An 18,671-nucleotide genomic window follows, 5' to 3' on the forward strand; every position below is an offset into this window, starting at 1 on the left:
CTCAATTAACTCCTGATCCGGTTCGCGTTATTTCGTTTCCGGTGCAGCAGCAGCACCAGCCGGTTTACCGGATCCACCCTTCAGCACCGCTTCGGAAATCGACGCCGGCAGAGGACGCGGCTTCTCAAGGAAACCGAGCAGCGGCAGGATGACCAGGAAGTGTGCGAAATAGTAGACGGTGAAGATACGCGAGAACGTTACGTACCAGCCTTCCGCCGGCATCGCTCCGAGGTAACCCAGAGCCACTGCGTTGAAGGCGAAGATCCAGAAGAACTGCTTGAACAGCGGACGGTACTTGCCGGAACGAACCTTTGAGGTGTCGAGCCACGGCAGGACGAACAGGATGGCAATCGCGCCGAACATCGCAACAACGCCGCCAAGCTTGTCCGGAACCGCACGCAGGATCGCGTAGAACGGCAGGAAGTACCATTCAGGAACGATGTGCGCCGGAGTAACAAGCGGGTTCGCTTCGATGTAGTTGTCCGGGTGACCCATGTAGTTCGGCAGGTAGAAAGCGAACCATGCGAACAGGATCATGAAGACGACGATCGCGAACAGATCCTTGATCGTGTAGTACGGGTGGAACGGAACGGTGTCCTGCTTGGTCTTCGGCTGAACACCGGACGGGTTGTTGTTACCCGTGGTGTGGAACGCCCAGACGTGCAGCAATACAACGCCGAAGATCATGAACGGCAACAGGTAGTGCAGCGAGAAGAAGCGGTTCAGCGTCGGGTTATCAACCGCAAAACCACCCCACAGCCACGTCTTGATAGCTTCACCGACCAGCGGGATTGCCGAGAACAGGTTGGTGATAACCGTCGCGCCCCAGAAGGACATCTGGCCCCAAGGCAGAACGTAGCCCATGAAGGCGGTGCCCATCATGATCAGGAAGATGATCACGCCGAGGATCCAGGAGATCTCGCGCGGAGCCTTGTAGGAACCGTAGTAGAGACCGCGGAAAATGTGGATGTAAACGGCGATGAAGAACATGGAAGCGCCGTTGGAGTGCAGGTAACGCAGCATCCAGCCGAAGTTCACGTCACGCATGATGTGTTCAACACTGTCAAACGCAAGGAGCGTGTTCGGCGTGTAGTGCATCACCAGAACGATACCGGTGATGATCTGCGCAATCAGCACGAAAAACAGGATACCGCCGAAGGTCCACCAGTAATTGAGGTTCTTCGGGGTCGGGAAATCGACGAAGGAACCGCGAACGAGCGAGATAACCGGCAAGCGGCTTTCAAGCCACTTCGCTGCCGCGCTCTGCGGTACATAGTTTGAATGTCCAGCCATGGCTGTCTCCTAAAAATCTCTGCCGTTAGCCGATCTTGATCGTCGAGTCGCTGACGAACTCGAGCGGCGGAATCAGCAAATTCTCGGGAGCCGGGCCCTTACGGATACGGCCGGCAGTGTCATAGTGGGAGCCGTGACATGGACAGAACCAGCCACCGAAGTCGCCGGCGTCGCCAAGCGGCACACAGCCAAGGTGCGTACAAATACCAACCTGGACCAGCCAGTTTTCCTTGCCCTCGACGCCGCGGTTCGGGTCGGTAGCTTCAGCGCTGGCAGGAAGGTTGGCATTCCGTGCCAGTTTGTCCGGCAGTTCGGCGATCGGAACAACCTTGGCTTCTTCCACTTCCGCTTCGGTGCGGTTGCGGATGAAGACGGGCTTCCCGCGCCATTTGACTGTAATTGACTGCCCCTCTTCCACGGCAGACACATCAACTTCAATAGAAGCCAGAGCCAATGCGGAGGCATCCGGGTTCATCTGATCGATGAACGGCCATGCCAGCGCGCCAGCGCCCACAACGCCTGCGGCGCCGGTCGCAATATAGAGGAAATCGCGGCGGGTCGGTTCCGCCTGATCCGTATGTGCCAAGGTCGCGTCCTCTCGAAACCTGTTCAACCTGTACCGAAAGCCCGCATCAGGTCCGAAACACCTTTTTGACAAAAAGGAGTCGGAACCATGCCGGGCTTTTCGGGGACCGGGTACGGCGAAAAGCCTGCACCGGTCAAGCGGCTTGTCTTTTTGCACCCTTCGAAACGCTTGTCCAGATCAACAAACGTGTCAAAACGCATATGTCGCAGCCAAAACCACTCCCGTGCCGCTTTTCTGCCCTTTTTTTTGGAAAAAGCGCAAGACCGGAATTCGATTGAATCCCGGTCTTGCCTATTGGTTCTGTGAATTAAGCCGCCTGCACGGGTGCCAGAAAGCCACCGGACTGGTGTTGCCACAGCTGTGCGTAAAGGCCGTTCTTCTCCAAAAGCTCCTGATGGGAGCCCTCTTCGATGATTCGGCCCTTGTCCATGACAATCAAACGGTCCATGGCCGCGATCGTGGACAGTCGGTGAGCAATGGCGATCACGGTTTTGCCCGTCATCAGATCGAACAGGCTTTCCTGAATGGCCAGTTCGACCTCTGAATCGAGAGCTGATGTCGCCTCGTCCAGAGCCAGGATCGGCGCGTCTTTCAACAGGACCCTGGCGATGGCGATACGCTGGCGCTGACCACCGGAGAGTTTGACACCCCTTTCACCGACATGAGCGTCGAGCCCCGTGCGACCTTCCATGTCCTCGAGCCCATGGACGAACTCAAGCGCATGCGCTTTGTTCAGGGCTGCCTCCACATCTTCGCGCGTCGCATCCGGTTTCCCGTAGGCAACGTTTTCGAAAATGGAGCGGTGCAGCAGTGACGTATCCTGTGTCACGACGCCCACGTTTGCCCGGATATCGTCCTGACGCACCTTTGCGACTTCCTGACCGTCGATCAGAACACGCCCGCCTTCAAGATCGTAAAACCGCAGTAGCAGATTCACGAGCGTCGACTTGCCTGCACCCGACCGTCCGATCAGACCGATCTTCTCGCCCGGATGAATGGTCAGGCTGAGATCGTCAATCACACCCGATTCCTTGCCATAGTGGAACTTGATGTGATCGAACTTGATCTCACCCTGATCGACGACAAGTGCCTTGGCCTGCGGAACGTCCATCACTTCCCGTTCCCGGGAAATGGTGGTGATGCCATCCTGAACCGTACCGATGTTTTCAAACAGACCGGCCAGTTCCCACAGTATCCAGTGCGACATTCCCTGAAGACGCAGAACGAAGGCAACGGCGATCGTGACTTCACCGATGGTCACCGTACCGGCCTGCCAGAGAAAGATCGCAAGTGCTCCGATCGAAGTCAGAAGCAGCATGTTGATGAACACCAGAACAATATTGAGCCCGGTGACCAGCCGCATCTGAAGAAACACCGTCTTCAGGAAGCCATACATGGAGTTCCTGGCATACGCCTCTTCCCGGTCCGCATGCGAGAACAGCTTTACTGTCGTTATGTTGGTGTATGCATCAACGACATGACCGGTCATCAAAGAACGGGCATCCGCCTGTTCCTTTGACACATCGCGCAGCTTCGGAATGAAGAAACGGATGGTCAGAAGATAGGCACCGACCCATACCAGAAATGGCAGGCTCAGCCAGAAGTTTGCACCGGCAACAACGATCACCGCCGCAGTGAAATACACCACGACATAGACCATGATGTCGGCCATGCGGGAGATTACCTCCCGCACACCCAGAGCCGTCTGCATCAGCTTCGTCGCAATCCGTCCCGCAAAGTCATTCTGATAGAACGAAACGCTCTGACGAAGCAGATATCGGTGCACCCGCCAACGTATGGACATGGGATAGTTGCCCATGAGCCCCTGGTGGAAAAAGAGCTGCCAGACAACTTCCAGCGCCGGCCTGAGAACCAGCAGGATCACCAGCATGAAAAGCAGCGTCGGCCAGTTCTCGTTCAAGAACGTGGACGGATCGGACTTTTCAAGCCACGTGACCAGGTCGCCCAAAAAGGTGAAGATGTAAACTTCAGCAAGGGCGACCAGGGTTCCAAAGAGCGACACGCAGGCCAGAATCGGCCAGACAGGTTTGGTGTAATACCAACAGAAAGACCAAAAACCTTTGGGCGGCACGTCGAGTTCAGTGTTTTCGAACGGATCTACGAGTTTTTCGAACCGATCATACATGATTACCTCTCAGGCCCGCTCAACCGTAGCACAGCCAGGTGATGCACAGCATCCTCACGGCTAAACGATTGATTTCGCGGACGAATTCTCAGACCAGACGCAAACATCAAGAGACTGGCCACAAAGCTGGTAAAAGCGAGAGCCAGGATTGCCGTGCCCCAGAAAAGGGCACCAAGCTGCTCGGCAAACAGCGACGCAGAAATTTGCTGCCCCGCAATTTCAAGAGCCTCGATCCTGCTCACATTGAAGATAAGCACCGGGACAAAGAAAATCACGGCGACTAAGGTTGTGGTTCCCACGAAAATCCCCAGGGAGGCAGCCATCCGACCGATACGGCGGATAAATCCCGGTTCTGGTTCTTCAGGAACAGACACTTCGAAGTCCGGACGGTCTGCTAACGCAGCCAGGTCCGGCGGTAACTGGAACGACATCGGAAAGACTCCGAATTGGAATTATGTAACAGGTGACGGCGGACATGCGCAGACGCGCATGCAGCACACAGGAGACGGCTTGAGCCGGTCACCGCAAAGTTCTGGATATTGAAGAAGGACTGAGCCCCCTAGAGGAGGCGCACAGAAACCTTGGAGCAACCTGCTGGAGCGGCATATGGGTGGATCATGCAACGATCTATCATCTAGTGCCCTCCTGGTTGCGCAGCCGGGCGGCCGCTGGGGTTCATAAAGAAGAGCCAGCTGTCAGAGCTGACTGGTTGCAGTGGTAACCGCTTTTGATCCGCTTGAAAAGAGGCAGCGTGACGAATTGCTGCAGGAAAGCGAAAACTGTTGCCGAACGGACACAGCTGTTGGTTTCACCGGGCTGAAGTTTCAATCAGAGAAGGGCAACTCGGCAATCCAGTTGCTGGATAGAAATCCTCCAGAATTCACTGAGCAGCATCCGGAAGTGCAAACCCGCGCATATGTATCTCGGCCTCGTCAGGCGAAAGGGGCCTGGATATGAGCTCCCCTTGAATAAGGGTGCACCCGAAGTCCTTCAGAAGGTCCAGCTGTTGGGGCTGATCCACTCCGACGGCAACAACCTTCAGACCGAATTGCGCCGCCAGTTTGATGACCGACTGAACCAGTTGCCGCTTGTTCGTTTCGTGTTCCAGACCGGCGATCAATCCTTTGCTGACCTTCATCACATCAGCTTTCATATGAAGAAGCTGGCCAGCCCCACCGTGCCCACCGCCAAACTCATCCAGTCCGACCTGAAAACCATTTGCCGATAGCTTTTCGACCTGCCCCACAAGTCCCTGCTGTTCATCGAAGCGGATGATCTTCTCGTCAAGTTCGATCACGATATCTGCCGGCTCGAATTTAGCTTCCCGCGCCAATTGCAACAGCTTGTCCTGCATACGAGAACACTTGAAGCTCGCTTCGGTGAGGTTGACGCACATCTTAAAGGGAATGTTGGATGCTTCCCGCAGCCGCCTGACCTGAGCAAAGCCGTTTCTCAAGGCGAAGCGCTCAACTTTCGCAATCCGTTTGCTGTCTTCCTGCTGAGAGAGCATCTGTACCGGATCGATCAACCCCTCGTTCGGATGCAACCATCTGGTTGAAACCTCATATCCGACGATCTGCTGCCTCTCGATGTCGAATTGCGGTTCCATCAGCAGGGTTAAGTTATCGTTTTCGAGATCCCGATCCAGCTTTGCCAGTATTGTCCGCTTCTGGCGATGCGCTGCACCAAGCGCATCTGTGTACCAGGACAGTCTGTTGCGGCCCGATCTCTTTGCCGCGTAGAGAGCGATATCCGCGCGATGGATCAATTCAGAGGCACTTGTTTTTGCTGCATCGGCAAGCACAAGTCCGACGCTGCCCGCAGCTCGCAGGGGTTGGTTTTCGAACGAGACCGGTTGAGCAAGACCTTCCAGTATCTTGTTCCCCAGCACTTCCATTCGGCCCTGATCCTCGGGATCGGCAACGATACCGATAAACTCATCGCCTCCGATACGTGCCACCAGTCCCCTGCCCTCAAGGCTGGTTTTCAGAACGTTGGCCGCGTGCCGCAACACCGCATCGCCGGCGATATGCCCATGGCTGTCGTTGATGTCCTTGAAGTGGTCCAGATCAATATGGACGACGCCGATCTTGCCGCTACCGTTCTCCGGCTTGGAAAGCTGCTCCTCCAGGTAGGCCGCCAGACCGGTTCGGTTCGCAACACCGGTCAGGTCATCATGCTCAGCCTGATACTTCAGCTTGTTGCGGGCCTCCTCCAGCGCTTTCACATGCTCCACCTGGCTGGTGACATCCTGGCACAAGGTGATCATTCTGGTGTTTTCAGGCGTGTCGCCATCAACCACCGCGAATGTCAGCTGGTTCCAGAACTGCTCGCCGTTCTTCCGCCGGTTCAGGATCAATTCCTTGTAACCGGAATGAATGTCGTTCAGATCGAATTTGAAGCTTTCGATGGTCTCGGCAGGAAGCTCATTTTCCGGTGTCAGCACGAATTCCTGCGGTCGCCGCCCGCGGATTTCTTCGGCGGTGTATCCGGTCAACCGGCTATAGGCGGGATTGGACCATTCGATGCGGCCGTACAAGTCTTGCAGGACAAGCCCCTCGTGGGCGTGTTCCACGACCAGCTTGAGGATGGCGGCATCATTTTCAAATCTGGAAGACAGCTCCGCTTCTCGCCTGCTTCGCTGCCAGCGACCGAAAGCATACCCGAGACCGAGAACAATTGCCCCGATCCCCAGGCTGATCAACAGGTGGTTTGCTGGCCATTCAGCCAAGGTTTCTTCCGATCATCATCTTCGTCTCAGGTCTCTCCTTGCGTTAACCTAAGACGAAAATTCTGAAACAATCTCTAACTTGAGGCTCTCCTGGGAAAGCCGCCCCAAAACCCTCCGCAATTTTGCGGAGGGCGAGCACCTTGCTCGTTAGGCTGCACGAATGCTCTTCAGAAACTGGCTGACCTGTGACTGAAGATTGTTGGAAAGCTCTCCCAGATCAGCAGAGGCTTGCTGCATCTCGTCCGTTGCCGAACGGCTGGTCTCCATCACGCCGCTGAGCGTGTTGACGTTGCTACCGACCTGTTCGGAGCTGGATCGAGCTGTCTGCGCATTGCTGCTGATCTCGTGTGTCGCGGTGGTCTGCTCTTCAACAGCTTCCCGGATCTTGCCGGAAATATCGCTTACCTGCCCGATCGTTTCGGCAATGGAGCGGATCGCAGTCTCGGACTGTTCGGCAACATCCTGAACCGACGCGACCTGTGCGGATATGTCGTCGGTGGCCTTCGTTGTCTGCTCCGCGAGAGCTTTCACTTCATTGGCCACAACTGCAAAACCGCGACCGGCGTCACCTGCTCGCGCCGCTTCAATGGTCGCGTTCAGCGCCAGCAAATTGGTCTGGCTCGCGATCTGACTGATCAGTTCGACAATTTCCCCAATTGCGCGACCGGTTTCGGAAAGCCGGCCGACGACCTCGTCCGTCTTGCGGGCTTCTTCTACCGCGGTGCTGGCGATGGTGGTCGCCTGATCCACATCCTCGCGAACCCTCATCAGGGATTGCGACAGATGCTCGGCGGAATTCGTAACCACTTCTACGGAGTTGTTGGCTTCACACGTTGCCTGATGAACGCCTTGTACCGCTTCCAAAGACGAACCCATGGCATTGTTCAACTGACTGGAATTGCCTTCCACGCTGCCAGCTGCTTTGGAGAGAGCTGACACGACACCGATAACCGACTTCTCGAAGTCGTCAGCCACATCCTGCATAAGAGCCTTGCGCTCCGCATTCATCGCCTGCTGGTGAGCAAGATCCTGTTCGGCCTGCTCCTTTGCCTTTTCAACCAGGTTTTCACGGAATGCAGTAACCGAACGTGCGATGGCGCCGATTTCGTCGTCGCGCTCCGCCCCTTCGATCTGAATATCAAGATCACCTTCAGAAAGGCGGTCCAGGCCGTTTTGCAAACGTGCCAGAGGACGTGCGAGGCCGATTGCGAGAATCAACGCGAAACCCAGGAACGCCAGTCCGACTGGTGACACGACCATCCCGATCGTGATCATCTGATCAAGTATGAGACCGTCAATGTGGCTGGCGACGTCACCTGTAAGGAACCGTTGCGCACTCTCCGGTGTTCCGATTTCCTGCATGAAGGCCTGGCGAAAGGTGTAGAATGCAAATGCCGTCCCAGCCATCATGATGACGGCGGCGGACAGAACCATGGCGACGAATCTGCCCTTAATCGATAGAGTCACGCTATTACCCCGAGTATCACACCGAATTTCAGCAACCTGAGATTGCTGAAAACTCTTTTTCTACTGAGTCCAGGAAAATCTATAGTGGCGTGCGTAAATAATCAGTAACAACAGCGCATAAGTTTGTCGCCGAGGTACTGTTTGAGTTGTCAGGCTCGAAGATTTGGCTGAATAATGTCAGTGGAATGGAGGTATTTGCAAAGCCTCACGCAACCATACGTGCGAATAAATATCCACCGCACGCAGAAACTGCAGATAATGTTGTGCCCCACGCAACATCGACGATCGTGACAATAACCGGCCAGTCTCGCAGGGTAGCGAAGTTGGTCACGTCATAAGTCGCGTAGGTGAAGAAGCCAAACATTGCGCCGTATATGACCGCGACCGCCAGACTATCTGCCTTCAAAGCCGGAGCCACGGCAAAAAACACGATCCCGACAATGTAAATCACATAGAACACGCCCGCAGCGGCCATGTTCGGCTTGTCCATCAGAAGGTGCCCGATCCGGTCAAAATAAAATCTGGTCGCCACCTGAGACAACCAGACATAGTCGACGGCAAGGAACACCACGGCGGTAAAGAAATAGGCAGCAGCAAGCTGAATCATTGGACCCTCAGATTATTGACCCACGATATACGCCGGCCGCAGGCGGTCGGATCAATCGGCTCAGTCATCACGCAAGCTCAGGTTCTCCCACCAGAAAACCGCCTGACTGTCGATGCCAGAGCTGCGCATAAAGCCCACCTTCCTGAGCCAATAGAGCTTCGTGGCTGCCCTGCTGCACAACTTTGCCCTTGTTCATGACGATCAGGCGATCCATCGCCGCGATGGTGGAAAGACGATGGGCAATGGCAATCACCGTTTTGTCGGCCATGAGGCGCTGAAGATTTTCCTGAATGGCCGCCTCGACATCTGAATCCAGAGCCGAAGTTGCTTCATCCAAAACCAGTATCGGCGCATCTTTCAGCAGAACACGTGCAATTGCGATGCGCTGCCGCTGCCCACCCGACAATTTCACGCCGCGTTCTCCCACAAACGCGTCAAATCCCGTGCGTCCTTTCTTGTCTTCCAGCCGCTGGATGAAATCAAAAGCATGCGCCCTTTGCGCAGCTTCAATGAGCTCCTGATCGGTTGCAGACGTCCGGCCATACAGAATGTTCTCGCGAATTGACCGGTGCAACAGGGATGTATCCTGCGTCACCACGCCAATTGCCTTGCGCAGAGACTCCTGTGTGACGCCGCGCACGTCCTGCCCGTCAATCATGATCCGGCCCGCCTCAACGTCAAAGAATCTCAATAGGAGACTGACCAGTGTCGTCTTCCCGGCACCGGATGGCCCGACAATGCCAACACGTTCTCCTGGCGCAATCGACAGATCCAGATGTTCGATCACGCCATCTTTCTTGCCATAGTGAAAGCGGACGTTTTCAAATCTGATTCGTCCCTGTGTCACGTCCAGCTGCTGCGCATTATTCTGATCCGCGAGGGAAATCGGCTTTACGACCGTCTCCATACTGTCCTGCAGCGAGCCAAAATGGCGAAACAAACCGTTCAACTGATTGAACAACCGGTTGAGCAGAATATTGAGACGCAAGATCAGGCTGAGAGCAAAAGCGACATGACCGGTACTGATCCCTCCGTCCTGCCAGACCTTCAGCGCCATTGCCGTGATTGAAACGATCATTACCCCGTTGATGACGGACATGATCATCCGGATCGACGTCAGCAGACGCGTGAAGGTTTGCAGTTTCAGAATAAAGGCCTCGACTGAAGCCCTCGCACCCCGACTTTCTTCCCTTGTTGAACCGAACAGCTTCACCGACTGAATGTTGGTGTAGGTGTCCACGAGCCGACCGGTGACGCCTGAATAGGAATTGGCAACTGATTTTGACGCATCACGGACGCGTGGAACGAAGGCCCATGCCGTCACGCCAAAACAGATCAGCCAGACCCCGACGATTGCGCCGAGGCGAATGTCCAGCTCGCTTACCATCACCAATGTGGTGGCAGCATAAACAACAATGAACCAGGCGACCTGAAGCAGGTTGATCATGAAATCCCCTGCCGACATGCCTGATTGCATGACCTTTTGCGAAAGCCGCCCGGCAAGGTCGTCCTGAAAATAGCTGAGGCTTTGCTTCATGACCCGCTGATGACATTGCCAGCGGACAAGATTGAAGAAACCCGGAACAACGGTCTGCTCTTCCACCAACGCCATGAGCGCGCTGACAATGGTTCGCGCGAGCAGAACCACTGCAACCATCGTCAGAAGCGTCCAGGCATTGTCGGAAAAGAACGTTGCCCGGTTACCGGTTTCCAGAAGGTCGACAATGTTTCCCAGAAAACTGAAGATCGTGACTTCGACCAGCGCCGATGCAAACCCGAGCCCCAACATCGCTGCAAACGGCCAGCGAACCTGGCTGACAAAGTAGAACAGGAAGGCGAAGCCACCGCGCGGCATGTCTTTACGAGGCGCAGCACGAAAAGGGTCTATCCAGGTCTCGAACAGTCGGAAAAGCGGGGACACAGCACGTCTCCAGTAGGGGCAGGAGCGATTCTCGGCTGTATCCTACGCGCTTGAAAGAAATTTGGCCCAGACATTTTGAAGCGGTGACGCGCACTCAAAATGACAAACCTGTTGGCAACTGTTATGTCGGCGCCATTGCGACGAAACCTCGGAATCCCATGCCAGACATTGCTCTTTATCAACCCGATATTCCGCAAAACACCGGAACCATTCTGCGCCTTGCCGCTTGTATGGGCGTAACGGTGCATCTTATCGAGCCGGCCGGTTTTCCGATTTCCGACAGCGCGCTAAAACGCGCAGGCATGGACTATCTCGAGCGCGCATCGATGCGGCGTCACACGTCCTTTGGCGAATTCGAAACCTGGCGTGAAGAACAGAACCGGCGGTTGATTTTGCTGACAACCAAATCTGCGTTACCCTACACGGATTGTGTTTTCGAGCCGGGCGACATTCTCTTCATGGGACGGGAAAGCACCGGGGTTCCTAAGGAAATTCATGATCTTGCAGATGCGCGACTGACAATTCCGATGATTGAGGGAATGCGCTCCATAAACGTAGCAGTATCCGCTGGAATGGCGCTTGGCGAAGCCTTGCGGCAAACGGGTACATTTCCTAAAAGCCAGAGCTGAAGCAACCATCCGGGGGTCGTCCCCGGAATAACAAGACAATCTTTCAAGGCCGATCACATGAGTGCACCTTCTCCGGAAAACCGCGGTGGTCCGATCCCGGACGGTATCGAGGACAAGAAACAGGTAGCGTCCAGCTGGTTCCAATCCCTGCGAGACCAGATCTGCAAGGCCTTTGAAGACCTTGAGGACGAAATTGCCGACCGTTCCGGTCCGCTTTCCGATTGGCCAGCAGGCCGCTTTGAGCGAACTCCCTGGGAGCGGACGGACAGCACCGGTGCCAAGGGTGGCGGCGGCGTCATGTCCATGATGTATGGTCGCGTCTTCGAAAAGGTTGGAGTTCACGTCTCAACCGTTCACGGCGAGTTCTCACCTGAGTTCAGGGGCCAGATACCGGGTGCGAACGAAGATCCGCGCTTCTGGGCCTCCGGCATCAGCCTGATTGCCCATCTGCACAATCCCCATGTGCCGGCCGTGCACATGAACACCCGCATGGTGGTCACGACAAAACAATGGTTTGGCGGCGGGGCAGATCTCACTCCCGTGCTAGATACCAGGCGCACTCAAACCGATCCGGACACCATCACTTTCCACGAAGCAATGCGCAGCGCCTGCACCCCCCACGAGGTCGCAGACTACGATGCCTACAAGGCTTGGTGCGACGGCTATTTCTTCCTGAAACACCGGAACGAGCCACGCGGCGTCGGCGGCATTTTCTATGACTATCTCAACAGTGAAGACTGGGATGCCGACTTCGCCTTTACCAAGGACGTGGGCAGTGCATTCCTGAACGTCTACCCCGAGCTGGTACGCCGGAATTTTGAGAAGACATGGTCGGAAGCAGAGCGTGAGGAGCAGCTGGTGCGCCGGGGACGCTATGTCGAATACAACCTGCTTTATGATCGCGGCACGATTTTCGGCCTCAAGACAGGCGGCAATGTTTCTTCCATCCTGTCCTCGATGCCACCGGTTGTGAAGTGGCCCTGAGCTTCAGCTCACCTCAGGCAGCCGCGCCGCCTTTCGCTTGAACAGGCGCGCGGCTGACAGCCCCGAACTCCCGCCCGAACAGCATGTTGGCAAACTGCGCAACCATCTTCTGATCGAGTTTCGGCCCCATGTCTTTCAGCATTGTCAGAGCCGTGCGCGCCGGTATGGCGTCCTTGTAGGACCGCTCTTCAGTCAGCGCCGTGAAAACATCGCAGATCGTCATAAGGCGAACCTTCGGAGTGATCCGGTCCCCTTTGAGGCCGTCCGGATAACCTGATCCATCCAGATACTCATGATGTTGGATCGCCATCCGCTTGATATCGGCCGAAACTTCCAGCCTCGACTTCAGAATGTTCCGGCCAAATTGCGGGTGCTTTGCAATCAGCGCCCGCTCCTCTTTCGTGAGTTTGCCGGATTTGTCCAGGATGGTCAGCGGAATACGCATCTTGCCGACATCATGAACGAGCCCACCGGCAATCACTTCCTTGCAGTCTTCGTCGCTCCACCCCAGATGCTTGGCGAACATGCCTGCAAGACCCGCAACCCTGAGGGAATGACAGTAGGTTGCACTGTGATGTGTCTGAACCGCTCCGAGCCACGATGAAAGTCCATCGGTGGAGAGAGCGTTGAGCATTTCGTCTGCGCTTTCGTTCATCAGGGTGACCCGCACGGACGAGCCTTCGGCCGACGAAAGACAAAGGCTCTCCAAAAACGCGTTGCTCTTTTTGTAGGCCTCTACGGTTTGTGCCGGTGTCTTTCTGGGAAGAGCAGCACAAATGTCGGTATTCAACAGCGTCTTTATTCGCTTCAGCAGCAACGAAAATGGTGAGTCGCGTTCCAAAGTTTCCGTTTTGCCCAGCGCCGCAGCCTGAATGACTTCCTTGCGGGTCTTGTGGGACACCAGGCAGATAACGGGAATTTCAGCGATACTTGCCCAGGAGGCCTTAAGCGCCTTGAGGCCGTTGTCGGTTGAATCCAGAAGCTCAATGACGGCTATCTTGCCTTCTCCGACAGTGTCCGGCGAAACCTTGGACATATCGATCAGGCGCGCCGGAAAGAAAAAGGGAAGTTTTCTAACTGGAGAGTCCAGCGGAAGTGGTCCATCTGAAATCAGAACAATTTCCATCCACGCCTCGTCTGATTTCTCCAGCAGCGGGAGAAAAAATGAACTCAGGAATTTTGAGCTGCGAAAAACATCCGCATATTTGGCCGGATTTCTTTTAAAAATTCGCTAAAAGTGCTTGTCAGCCCTGGAAATCAGGTCGCTTTTGCTTAACGAGAATCCACTTTCACGCCAATCGTCTTCAAGTTTCTTGAGAATATCACCAAGCCCAGGCCCCGGGCGATGACCGGAGGCGATCAAATCCGCGCCCTTCAGGGGAAATTCCGGAATAGCCTGCAATCTGATGTCTGAAAGCATCTTCCTGAAGGATTCAGCATCTGCGCAATTGTGAGCGTGCTGCCTGGCCCATACCGCCAGCAGCCCGTCTACCGCTCCCTGCCTGCCGAACTCGTAAACAAGCGATGCAGCCGGGGGAAACGTGCTGGTAGACCGGAAGGCTTTGCTTGCGGCCCAGGCCGTTTTCATGCGCTTGCGCTCGGCGTTCGACAAGCGGAAGCGATCGCAAATTCTCTCAAGGTCTTCGCGCACAAATCCGACCAGAACCACAAGCCCCACTTCAGGGTCCCGGATTTCGGGAGCGTGAACTTCCAGGTCACGCAAGGCCTCAAAATCGCCAATACGTGCCAAGCCACCGGTCGCGATTTCCCAAAGCCCGCAGTCATTCATCATGCGCAGTGCAATTGCTGCCAGGGGAGCCCGCAAAAGACGGCGCATTTCGTGGCCAATTCGCTCCGCAGACAGGCGTCTGAGCCCGTCGCGCTGACGCAAGCACGCGCCGAGGCCTTCCGCGTCCATGTCACCGCGCCCATAGGCAGCGTAAATGCGGAAGAAACGCAGAATGCGCAGATAATCTTCCTTGATACGTTTGTCCGGATCGCCAATGAAACGCACCCGGCGTTCCAGGCAATCCTTCAACCCGCCAAGAGGATCGTGAAGACCACCGTAGCGATCCACATAAAGGGCATTCATTGTGAAATCGCGACGCTTTGCGTCCTTCACCCAATCCTTGCCGAAAACAACACGTGCCTGTCGACCGAAGGTCTCAACGTCTTCCCGCAGGGTTGTGACTTCATAGGGAAAGCCGCTGCTGACAACCGTTATCGTGCCGTGATCAAGACCGGTTCCCACCGACTTCAGCCCACTTTGCGCCGCCCGTCGCATGACGTCTTCCGGCCGTGCGGTTGTCGCAATGTCCACGTCCGGAACTGGATGACCGAGAAGAGTATTGCGGACAGCACCACCAACAACACGTGCCTGATCCCCGTCCTGCTCGATCGCAGAAAACACATCCTGTATCCCAGGAACCTGCAGCCAGTCGGCCTGCCGGAGTATGTCGTCGACGTTTACAGTCATCGCATCATTCAAACCGGCCCGGCACAAATACGCCGTCTTTCATCTGCGACGGTTTGTAGTCCGTGCCTTCCGGCCCCCTCGTTATCGAGGCCATCACAACAAAACCTGAAATCACCAGAACAAGTCCGGTGAGCGTAAGCCAGGCAATCGGGCCCTTGGACCAACGGTCCGGGTGTTTGTTCCTCTTGGTCACCCACAGCCAGAGCGCATAGCAGAAAAATGGCAGGAAGAACAAAATAAGGTGTGTCAGGAAAACACGCAGCATCAGCGATAGACCGTTTCGTACAAGGAGCGGATGATACCGGCGGTAACACCCCAGATATAGCGTTCGCCGAAAGGCATGGCGTAAAAGTAACGTCTTTTCCCCTGCCAGACCCGGCTTTGTTTCTGGTGATTGGCAGGATTCATCAGGAAATCGAGCGGCACCTCGAACACGTCCTCCACTTCACCCGGATTGGGATGATAGGAAGAAATCTCACGGATCGCACCGACGACCGGGACGACGCGATAACCGGAACCTGTCAGGTACGGCGCAAGGTTTCCCAGTGGCTCCACATGTCCCGGCGGCAGTCCGATTTCTTCGTCGGCTTCTCTCAGCGCGGCTTCAATCGGCCCATCGTCGGTCGGGTCAATCTTCCCGCCTGGAAACGCGACCTGCCCGGCATGGGATTTGAGATGACCGGTTCTCTGGGTGAGCACGACGCTTGGACCGTCTCCACGCTCCAGGATGCCGATCAGAACTGCAGCATCGCGTGGCGGACCTTCCCATCTGGCATAAGGGCCCAGATCGGGATTCAGCACGTGATCTCCCGTATCCTGCTCACCATCGTGAGCGGACGCTTCCCCCAAACGGGAACGAAGATCTCCCATCCAGTTTTCACCGGAGAATGTTTTTGTCTCGAAAGGTGCGGTCATTCAGTCTGGCCGTTCGAATTTGGTTTCTGGTCCTGATCTCAAATAGTCATTCGGAGAGTATCAACAAATCCGGATCGATCGAAAAATACCGGCCACCGCTCCATACTCCCAATTCCGGACCATTCGTTCCCTCATGTTCGTCCAGCATGTCCGCCAGCTGATAGGTCAACGCGCGAGTAAATCTCGCCTCAAGCCTTCCCCGGACCTGAACATATGGCTTCAGGCCATCGCTGCCTTGTTCCTTTTCGAACCTAAGCGGATGATCTTCACCCATTGCAACCAGATCACCGAGATTTGTCCTGACCGTCAGAACCTGGTTTTCGCCCGTACCGGAAACTGCCATCTCCACTGCCAGGAGAGGCGCATCGTCCACGGTGATGCCAACCTTCTCGACCGGAGTGACAAGATAGTGCTTTCCATCATCATCCTTGCGCAAAACGGACGCAAACAGCTTCACAAGCGCTTCCCTGTTGATCGGAGAACCCTGGTAGGACCACGTTCCGTCACGGGCGATCCTGATGTCGAGATCGCCGCAAAACGGTGGGTTCCACTTGTCGACCGGTGGGGGAGACCAGTCGGAGGCATTCGCCCGGCTCATCAACGCCTTCAGACCTTCCGGCATGTTTTTTCCGATGTCTGCCGATCCCGCCGCCATGAACCAATTCACTCCAGAATATTCAACTTCATCCCCCCGGATTTTTACCAATCCGAAGCTTCATCCAATTGTGATGCGCCGAATTTTATCGCCCGGGAGAGCCACCTTATCCCCAAACCTGCGAAAGAATCTTGGACGATTCCACTGTATGGCGCACAATTGCGCCTTATCTACCAAATTATATGGTGTCAGACTGCCTGAGTCGCAGCAACCAAGGTATCTGGCGAAAAGGCCTTCTGCCAAACGACTGAGACAGAAGGCAAATATTACGGGAAAGGTGATTCATGAGCGTTGTTTCCCCCTCGAACCCTTCCGAAGAAGACATTGCCGCCGTCGCGCAAAACGCGGAGCGAGCCGTCGCACGAATTTCCGATGCGAAAGCCGATATCGCGCGGATCATCTTCGGACAGGAAACCGTGGTCGAGCAGTCGCTCGTGACGATCCTGGCCGGCGGGCACGGACTGCTGGTCGGGGTCCCGGGACTTGCAAAAACAAAGCTGGTGGAAACGCTGGGCACCGTTCTGGGGCTGGACGCACGCCGGATCCAGTTCACTCCCGATCTGATGCCTTCCGATATCCTCGGCGCCGAGGTCATGGAGCAAAGTGCCGATGGCGGACGTTCCTTCCGCTTCATTCCAGGACCGGTATTTTCCCAGCTTCTGATGGCCGACGAAATCAACCGGGCCAGCCCACGCACCCAGTCCGCGCTTCTTCAGGCCATGCAGGAATATCATGTGACCGTCGCCGGTCATCCCCATGACCTGCCGCGCCCGTTTCACGTTCTGGCAACACAGAACCCGCTCGAACAGGAAGGCACCTACCCGCTGCCGGAAGCCCAGCTCGACCGGTTCCTGATGCAGATCGACGTCCATTATCCCGATCTTGAGGCGGAACGGCGCATCCTCCTGGAGACCACGGGCGCCGAACAGGCCCAGGCACAGGTTGCCATGAGCGCCGAGGAGCTGATGGACTACCAGCAGCTGGTCCGGCGCATGCCTGTGGGAGAGACCGTGGTCGAAGCGATCCTGAAACTGGTGCGCTCCGCCAGACCCGATGACGAAGCCGAGGCATCGGACATCACCAAGCTGATCGCATGGGGACCAGGTCCCCGCGCCAGCCAGGCCCTGATGCTGACGGTCCGTGCCCGTGCCCTAGTGGATGGCCGGCTGGCCCCGTCAATCGATGACGTTCTGGCGCTTGCCGAGCCGGTATTGCAGCACAGGATGGCCCTGACCTTCGCCGCCCGGGCCGACGGCCACACGGTTCGCGATGTGATCCGTCGGGTAAAAGATTCAATCGCCTGATTGTCAACGGACCACTGGAGCCCGCCCTGAATGGATCCCCGGAACACAAAGTCAGGCATTGACCAGGACACCTGGCCGAACGTCATCGGCGAAGCCAGGTCGGTTGCCGATGCGCTGCCGGACCTGCTGGTCGAGGCGAGCCACGTCGCCAGCTCCATCATTGCCGGCTGGCACGGCCGACGCCGCGCGGGACCGGGTGAAAGCTTCTGGCAGTTCCGTCCGTTCAACATGGGCGAGCCCGCCAAACGCATCGATTGGCGCCGGTCGGCCCGCGACGATCATCTCTATGTGCGCGAACGCGAATGGGAAGCCGCCCACACAGTCTGGCTTTGGGCCGATCTTTCCTCATCCATGGTATTCCGCTCGCGTCTTTCAGACGTGACCAAGCGAGACCGCTCCATCGTCCTGATGCTGGCGCTCGCGGATATGCTTGCTGAAACAGGTGAACGTATCGGGCTCCCGGGCCTGACCCGCCCCTTTTCCGATCGACGCGCCGCTGAAAGGCTTGCGGATGCCCTTGCACATCTGTCCCGGCCGATTGCTCTGCCGGATACGATCTCGGTAAAGCGCTTTGCGGATATTGTTCTGGTTTCGGACTTTCTGGACCCACTTGACGAGATTGCAGCCTGGATCGCCCGTGTTGCCAGCACCGGGGCAAGAGGCCATCTCGTTCAGGTCCTCGATCCGATCGAAGAGACGTTTCCATTTGATGGAAGGGTGGAATTCACCGACCCTGAGCTTGGTACCCGCCTGACCGCGGGCCGCGCCGAGAACTGGCGTGAAGACTATCAGAACAAACTGGAAGCTCATCGCGCTGAAATAAGAGACATGGCAAGAAAAGCCGGATGGACTTATGTTCTTCATCATACGGACCGTCCGGCTTCGGAACCGCTCCTGGTGTTGCACAGCGCGTTGTCCGGTGCTTTGGACGTCATGCAAAGAGGAGGCGTCTGACCC

At 56.1% G+C, this 18,671-nt stretch carries 17 protein-coding genes; 4 read left to right on the top strand and 13 right to left on the bottom strand.

From position 1 onward, the window contains the following. Positions 1-27: 27 nt before the first annotated feature. From ABLO27_RS19125 to ABLO27_RS19160, 8 genes are all read right to left on the bottom strand, one after another. On the bottom strand, positions 28-1,293 hold the full coding sequence (locus ABLO27_RS19125; RefSeq protein ID WP_353034774.1) for a cytochrome b: 1,266 nt from the start codon (positions 1,291-1,293) through the stop codon (positions 28-30). 25 nt (positions 1,294-1,318) lie between these two features. Further along, a complete protein-coding gene (gene petA / locus ABLO27_RS19130) occupies positions 1,319-1,879 on the bottom strand; it encodes a ubiquinol-cytochrome c reductase iron-sulfur subunit (RefSeq protein ID WP_353034775.1) in 561 nt (186 codons plus the stop codon). 307 nt (positions 1,880-2,186) lie between these two features. Further along, positions 2,187-4,025, bottom strand: a complete 1,839-nt coding sequence (locus ABLO27_RS19135) for an ABC transporter ATP-binding protein (protein WP_353034777.1) — start codon at positions 4,023-4,025, stop codon at positions 2,187-2,189. Between the two features lie 2 nt (positions 4,026-4,027). Further along, positions 4,028-4,456 (bottom strand): hypothetical protein, encoded by a 429-nt coding sequence (locus tag ABLO27_RS19140; protein ID WP_353034778.1) that lies wholly within the window; start codon positions 4,454-4,456, stop codon positions 4,028-4,030. A gap of 449 nt (positions 4,457-4,905) precedes the next feature. Then, complete coding sequence (locus tag ABLO27_RS19145) at positions 4,906-6,756, bottom strand: putative bifunctional diguanylate cyclase/phosphodiesterase (RefSeq protein ID WP_353034780.1); 1,851 nt, start codon at positions 6,754-6,756, stop codon at positions 4,906-4,908. A gap of 147 nt (positions 6,757-6,903) precedes the next feature. After that, a complete protein-coding gene (locus ABLO27_RS19150) occupies positions 6,904-8,223 on the bottom strand; it encodes a methyl-accepting chemotaxis protein (RefSeq protein ID WP_353034782.1) in 1,320 nt (439 codons plus the stop codon). A 205-nt stretch (positions 8,224-8,428) separates the two neighbouring features. After that, the gene (locus ABLO27_RS19155; RefSeq protein WP_353034784.1) at positions 8,429-8,830 is read right to left on the bottom strand and encodes a DUF2177 family protein; all 402 of its coding nucleotides are present in this window, start codon (positions 8,828-8,830) and stop codon (positions 8,429-8,431) included. 67 nt (positions 8,831-8,897) lie between these two features. Continuing rightward, the gene (locus ABLO27_RS19160) at positions 8,898-10,685 is read right to left on the bottom strand and encodes an ABC transporter ATP-binding protein (RefSeq protein WP_417714813.1); all 1,788 of its coding nucleotides are present in this window, start codon (positions 10,683-10,685) and stop codon (positions 8,898-8,900) included. A gap of 224 nt (positions 10,686-10,909) precedes the next feature. Between ABLO27_RS19160 and ABLO27_RS19165 the strand changes: the two genes are divergently transcribed. Continuing rightward, positions 10,910-11,380 (top strand): tRNA (cytidine(34)-2'-O)-methyltransferase, encoded by a 471-nt coding sequence (locus ABLO27_RS19165; protein WP_353034787.1) that lies wholly within the window; start codon positions 10,910-10,912, stop codon positions 11,378-11,380. A gap of 57 nt (positions 11,381-11,437) precedes the next feature. Continuing rightward, positions 11,438-12,364 carry an oxygen-dependent coproporphyrinogen oxidase gene (gene hemF / locus ABLO27_RS19170; protein ID WP_353034788.1) on the top strand — a complete coding sequence of 309 codons (927 nt, stop codon included), beginning with the start codon at positions 11,438-11,440 and terminating at the stop codon, positions 12,362-12,364. Positions 12,365-12,377: 13 nt separating this feature from the next. Here the strand turns inward: hemF and ABLO27_RS19175 are convergent, their stop codons facing one another. The 5 genes from ABLO27_RS19175 to ABLO27_RS19195 all read right to left on the bottom strand — a co-directional run bounded on the left by ABLO27_RS19175 (position 12,378) and on the right by ABLO27_RS19195 (position 16,410). Next, positions 12,378-13,490, bottom strand: coding sequence for an HD-GYP domain-containing protein (locus tag ABLO27_RS19175; protein WP_353034790.1), 1,113 nt, complete (start codon positions 13,488-13,490; stop codon positions 12,378-12,380). A gap of 105 nt (positions 13,491-13,595) precedes the next feature. After that, positions 13,596-14,840, bottom strand: coding sequence for a CCA tRNA nucleotidyltransferase (locus tag ABLO27_RS19180; protein ID WP_353034792.1), 1,245 nt, complete (start codon positions 14,838-14,840; stop codon positions 13,596-13,598). A 4-nt stretch (positions 14,841-14,844) separates the two neighbouring features. Beyond that, positions 14,845-15,105: a DUF6111 family protein gene (locus tag ABLO27_RS19185; protein WP_352940851.1), complete on the bottom strand. Its 261-nt coding sequence runs from the start codon at positions 15,103-15,105 to the stop codon at positions 14,845-14,847. After that, the gene (locus tag ABLO27_RS19190; RefSeq protein WP_353034793.1) at positions 15,105-15,755 is read right to left on the bottom strand and encodes a CoA pyrophosphatase; all 651 of its coding nucleotides are present in this window, start codon (positions 15,753-15,755) and stop codon (positions 15,105-15,107) included. Before ABLO27_RS19190 ends, ABLO27_RS19185 begins: the two co-directional genes overlap by 1 nt. Before the next feature lie 46 nt (positions 15,756-15,801). After that, complete coding sequence (locus ABLO27_RS19195; RefSeq protein ID WP_353034795.1) at positions 15,802-16,410, bottom strand: DUF1285 domain-containing protein; 609 nt, start codon at positions 16,408-16,410, stop codon at positions 15,802-15,804. Between the two features lie 284 nt (positions 16,411-16,694). On the opposite strand from ABLO27_RS19195, the gene ABLO27_RS19200 reads away from it, so the two are divergent. Then, on the top strand, positions 16,695-17,714 hold the full coding sequence (locus ABLO27_RS19200; protein WP_353034797.1) for an AAA family ATPase: 1,020 nt from the start codon (positions 16,695-16,697) through the stop codon (positions 17,712-17,714). Between the two features lie 30 nt (positions 17,715-17,744). Next, the gene (locus ABLO27_RS19205) at positions 17,745-18,668 is read left to right on the top strand and encodes a DUF58 domain-containing protein (RefSeq protein WP_353034799.1); all 924 of its coding nucleotides are present in this window, start codon (positions 17,745-17,747) and stop codon (positions 18,666-18,668) included. Positions 18,669-18,671 lie beyond the last annotated feature (3 nt).

Origin of the sequence: Roseibium sp. SCP15 (assembly GCF_040329435.1) — a bacterium.
Taxonomy (GTDB): Bacteria; Pseudomonadota; Alphaproteobacteria; order Rhizobiales; family Stappiaceae; genus Roseibium.

Coding starts and splice junctions, on each gene's coding strand:
- ABLO27_RS19125 (WP_353034774.1), bottom strand. CDS start 1,293: ATGGCTGGACATTCAAACTATGTACCGCAGAGCGCGGCAGCGAAGTGG.
- ABLO27_RS19135 (WP_353034777.1), bottom strand. CDS start 4,025: ATGTATGATCGGTTCGAAAAACTCGTAGATCCGTTCGAAAACACTGAA.
- ABLO27_RS19140 (WP_353034778.1), bottom strand. CDS start 4,456: ATGTCGTTCCAGTTACCGCCGGACCTGGCTGCGTTAGCAGACCGTCCG.
- ABLO27_RS19155 (WP_353034784.1), bottom strand. CDS start 8,830: ATGATTCAGCTTGCTGCTGCCTATTTCTTTACCGCCGTGGTGTTCCTT.
- ABLO27_RS19160 (WP_417714813.1), bottom strand. CDS start 10,685: ATGCCGCGCGGTGGCTTCGCCTTCCTGTTCTACTTTGTCAGCCAGGTT.
- ABLO27_RS19165 (WP_353034787.1), top strand. CDS start 10,910: ATGCCAGACATTGCTCTTTATCAACCCGATATTCCGCAAAACACCGGA.
- hemF (WP_353034788.1), top strand. CDS start 11,438: ATGAGTGCACCTTCTCCGGAAAACCGCGGTGGTCCGATCCCGGACGGT.
- ABLO27_RS19175 (WP_353034790.1), bottom strand. CDS start 13,490: ATGGAAATTGTTCTGATTTCAGATGGACCACTTCCGCTGGACTCTCCA.
- ABLO27_RS19180 (WP_353034792.1), bottom strand. CDS start 14,840: ATGACTGTAAACGTCGACGACATACTCCGGCAGGCCGACTGGCTGCAG.
- ABLO27_RS19185 (WP_352940851.1), bottom strand. CDS start 15,105: ATGCTGCGTGTTTTCCTGACACACCTTATTTTGTTCTTCCTGCCATTT.
- ABLO27_RS19190 (WP_353034793.1), bottom strand. CDS start 15,755: ATGACCGCACCTTTCGAGACAAAAACATTCTCCGGTGAAAACTGGATG.
- ABLO27_RS19195 (WP_353034795.1), bottom strand. CDS start 16,410: ATGGCGGCGGGATCGGCAGACATCGGAAAAAACATGCCGGAAGGTCTG.
- ABLO27_RS19200 (WP_353034797.1), top strand. CDS start 16,695: ATGAGCGTTGTTTCCCCCTCGAACCCTTCCGAAGAAGACATTGCCGCC.
- ABLO27_RS19205 (WP_353034799.1), top strand. CDS start 17,745: ATGGATCCCCGGAACACAAAGTCAGGCATTGACCAGGACACCTGGCCG.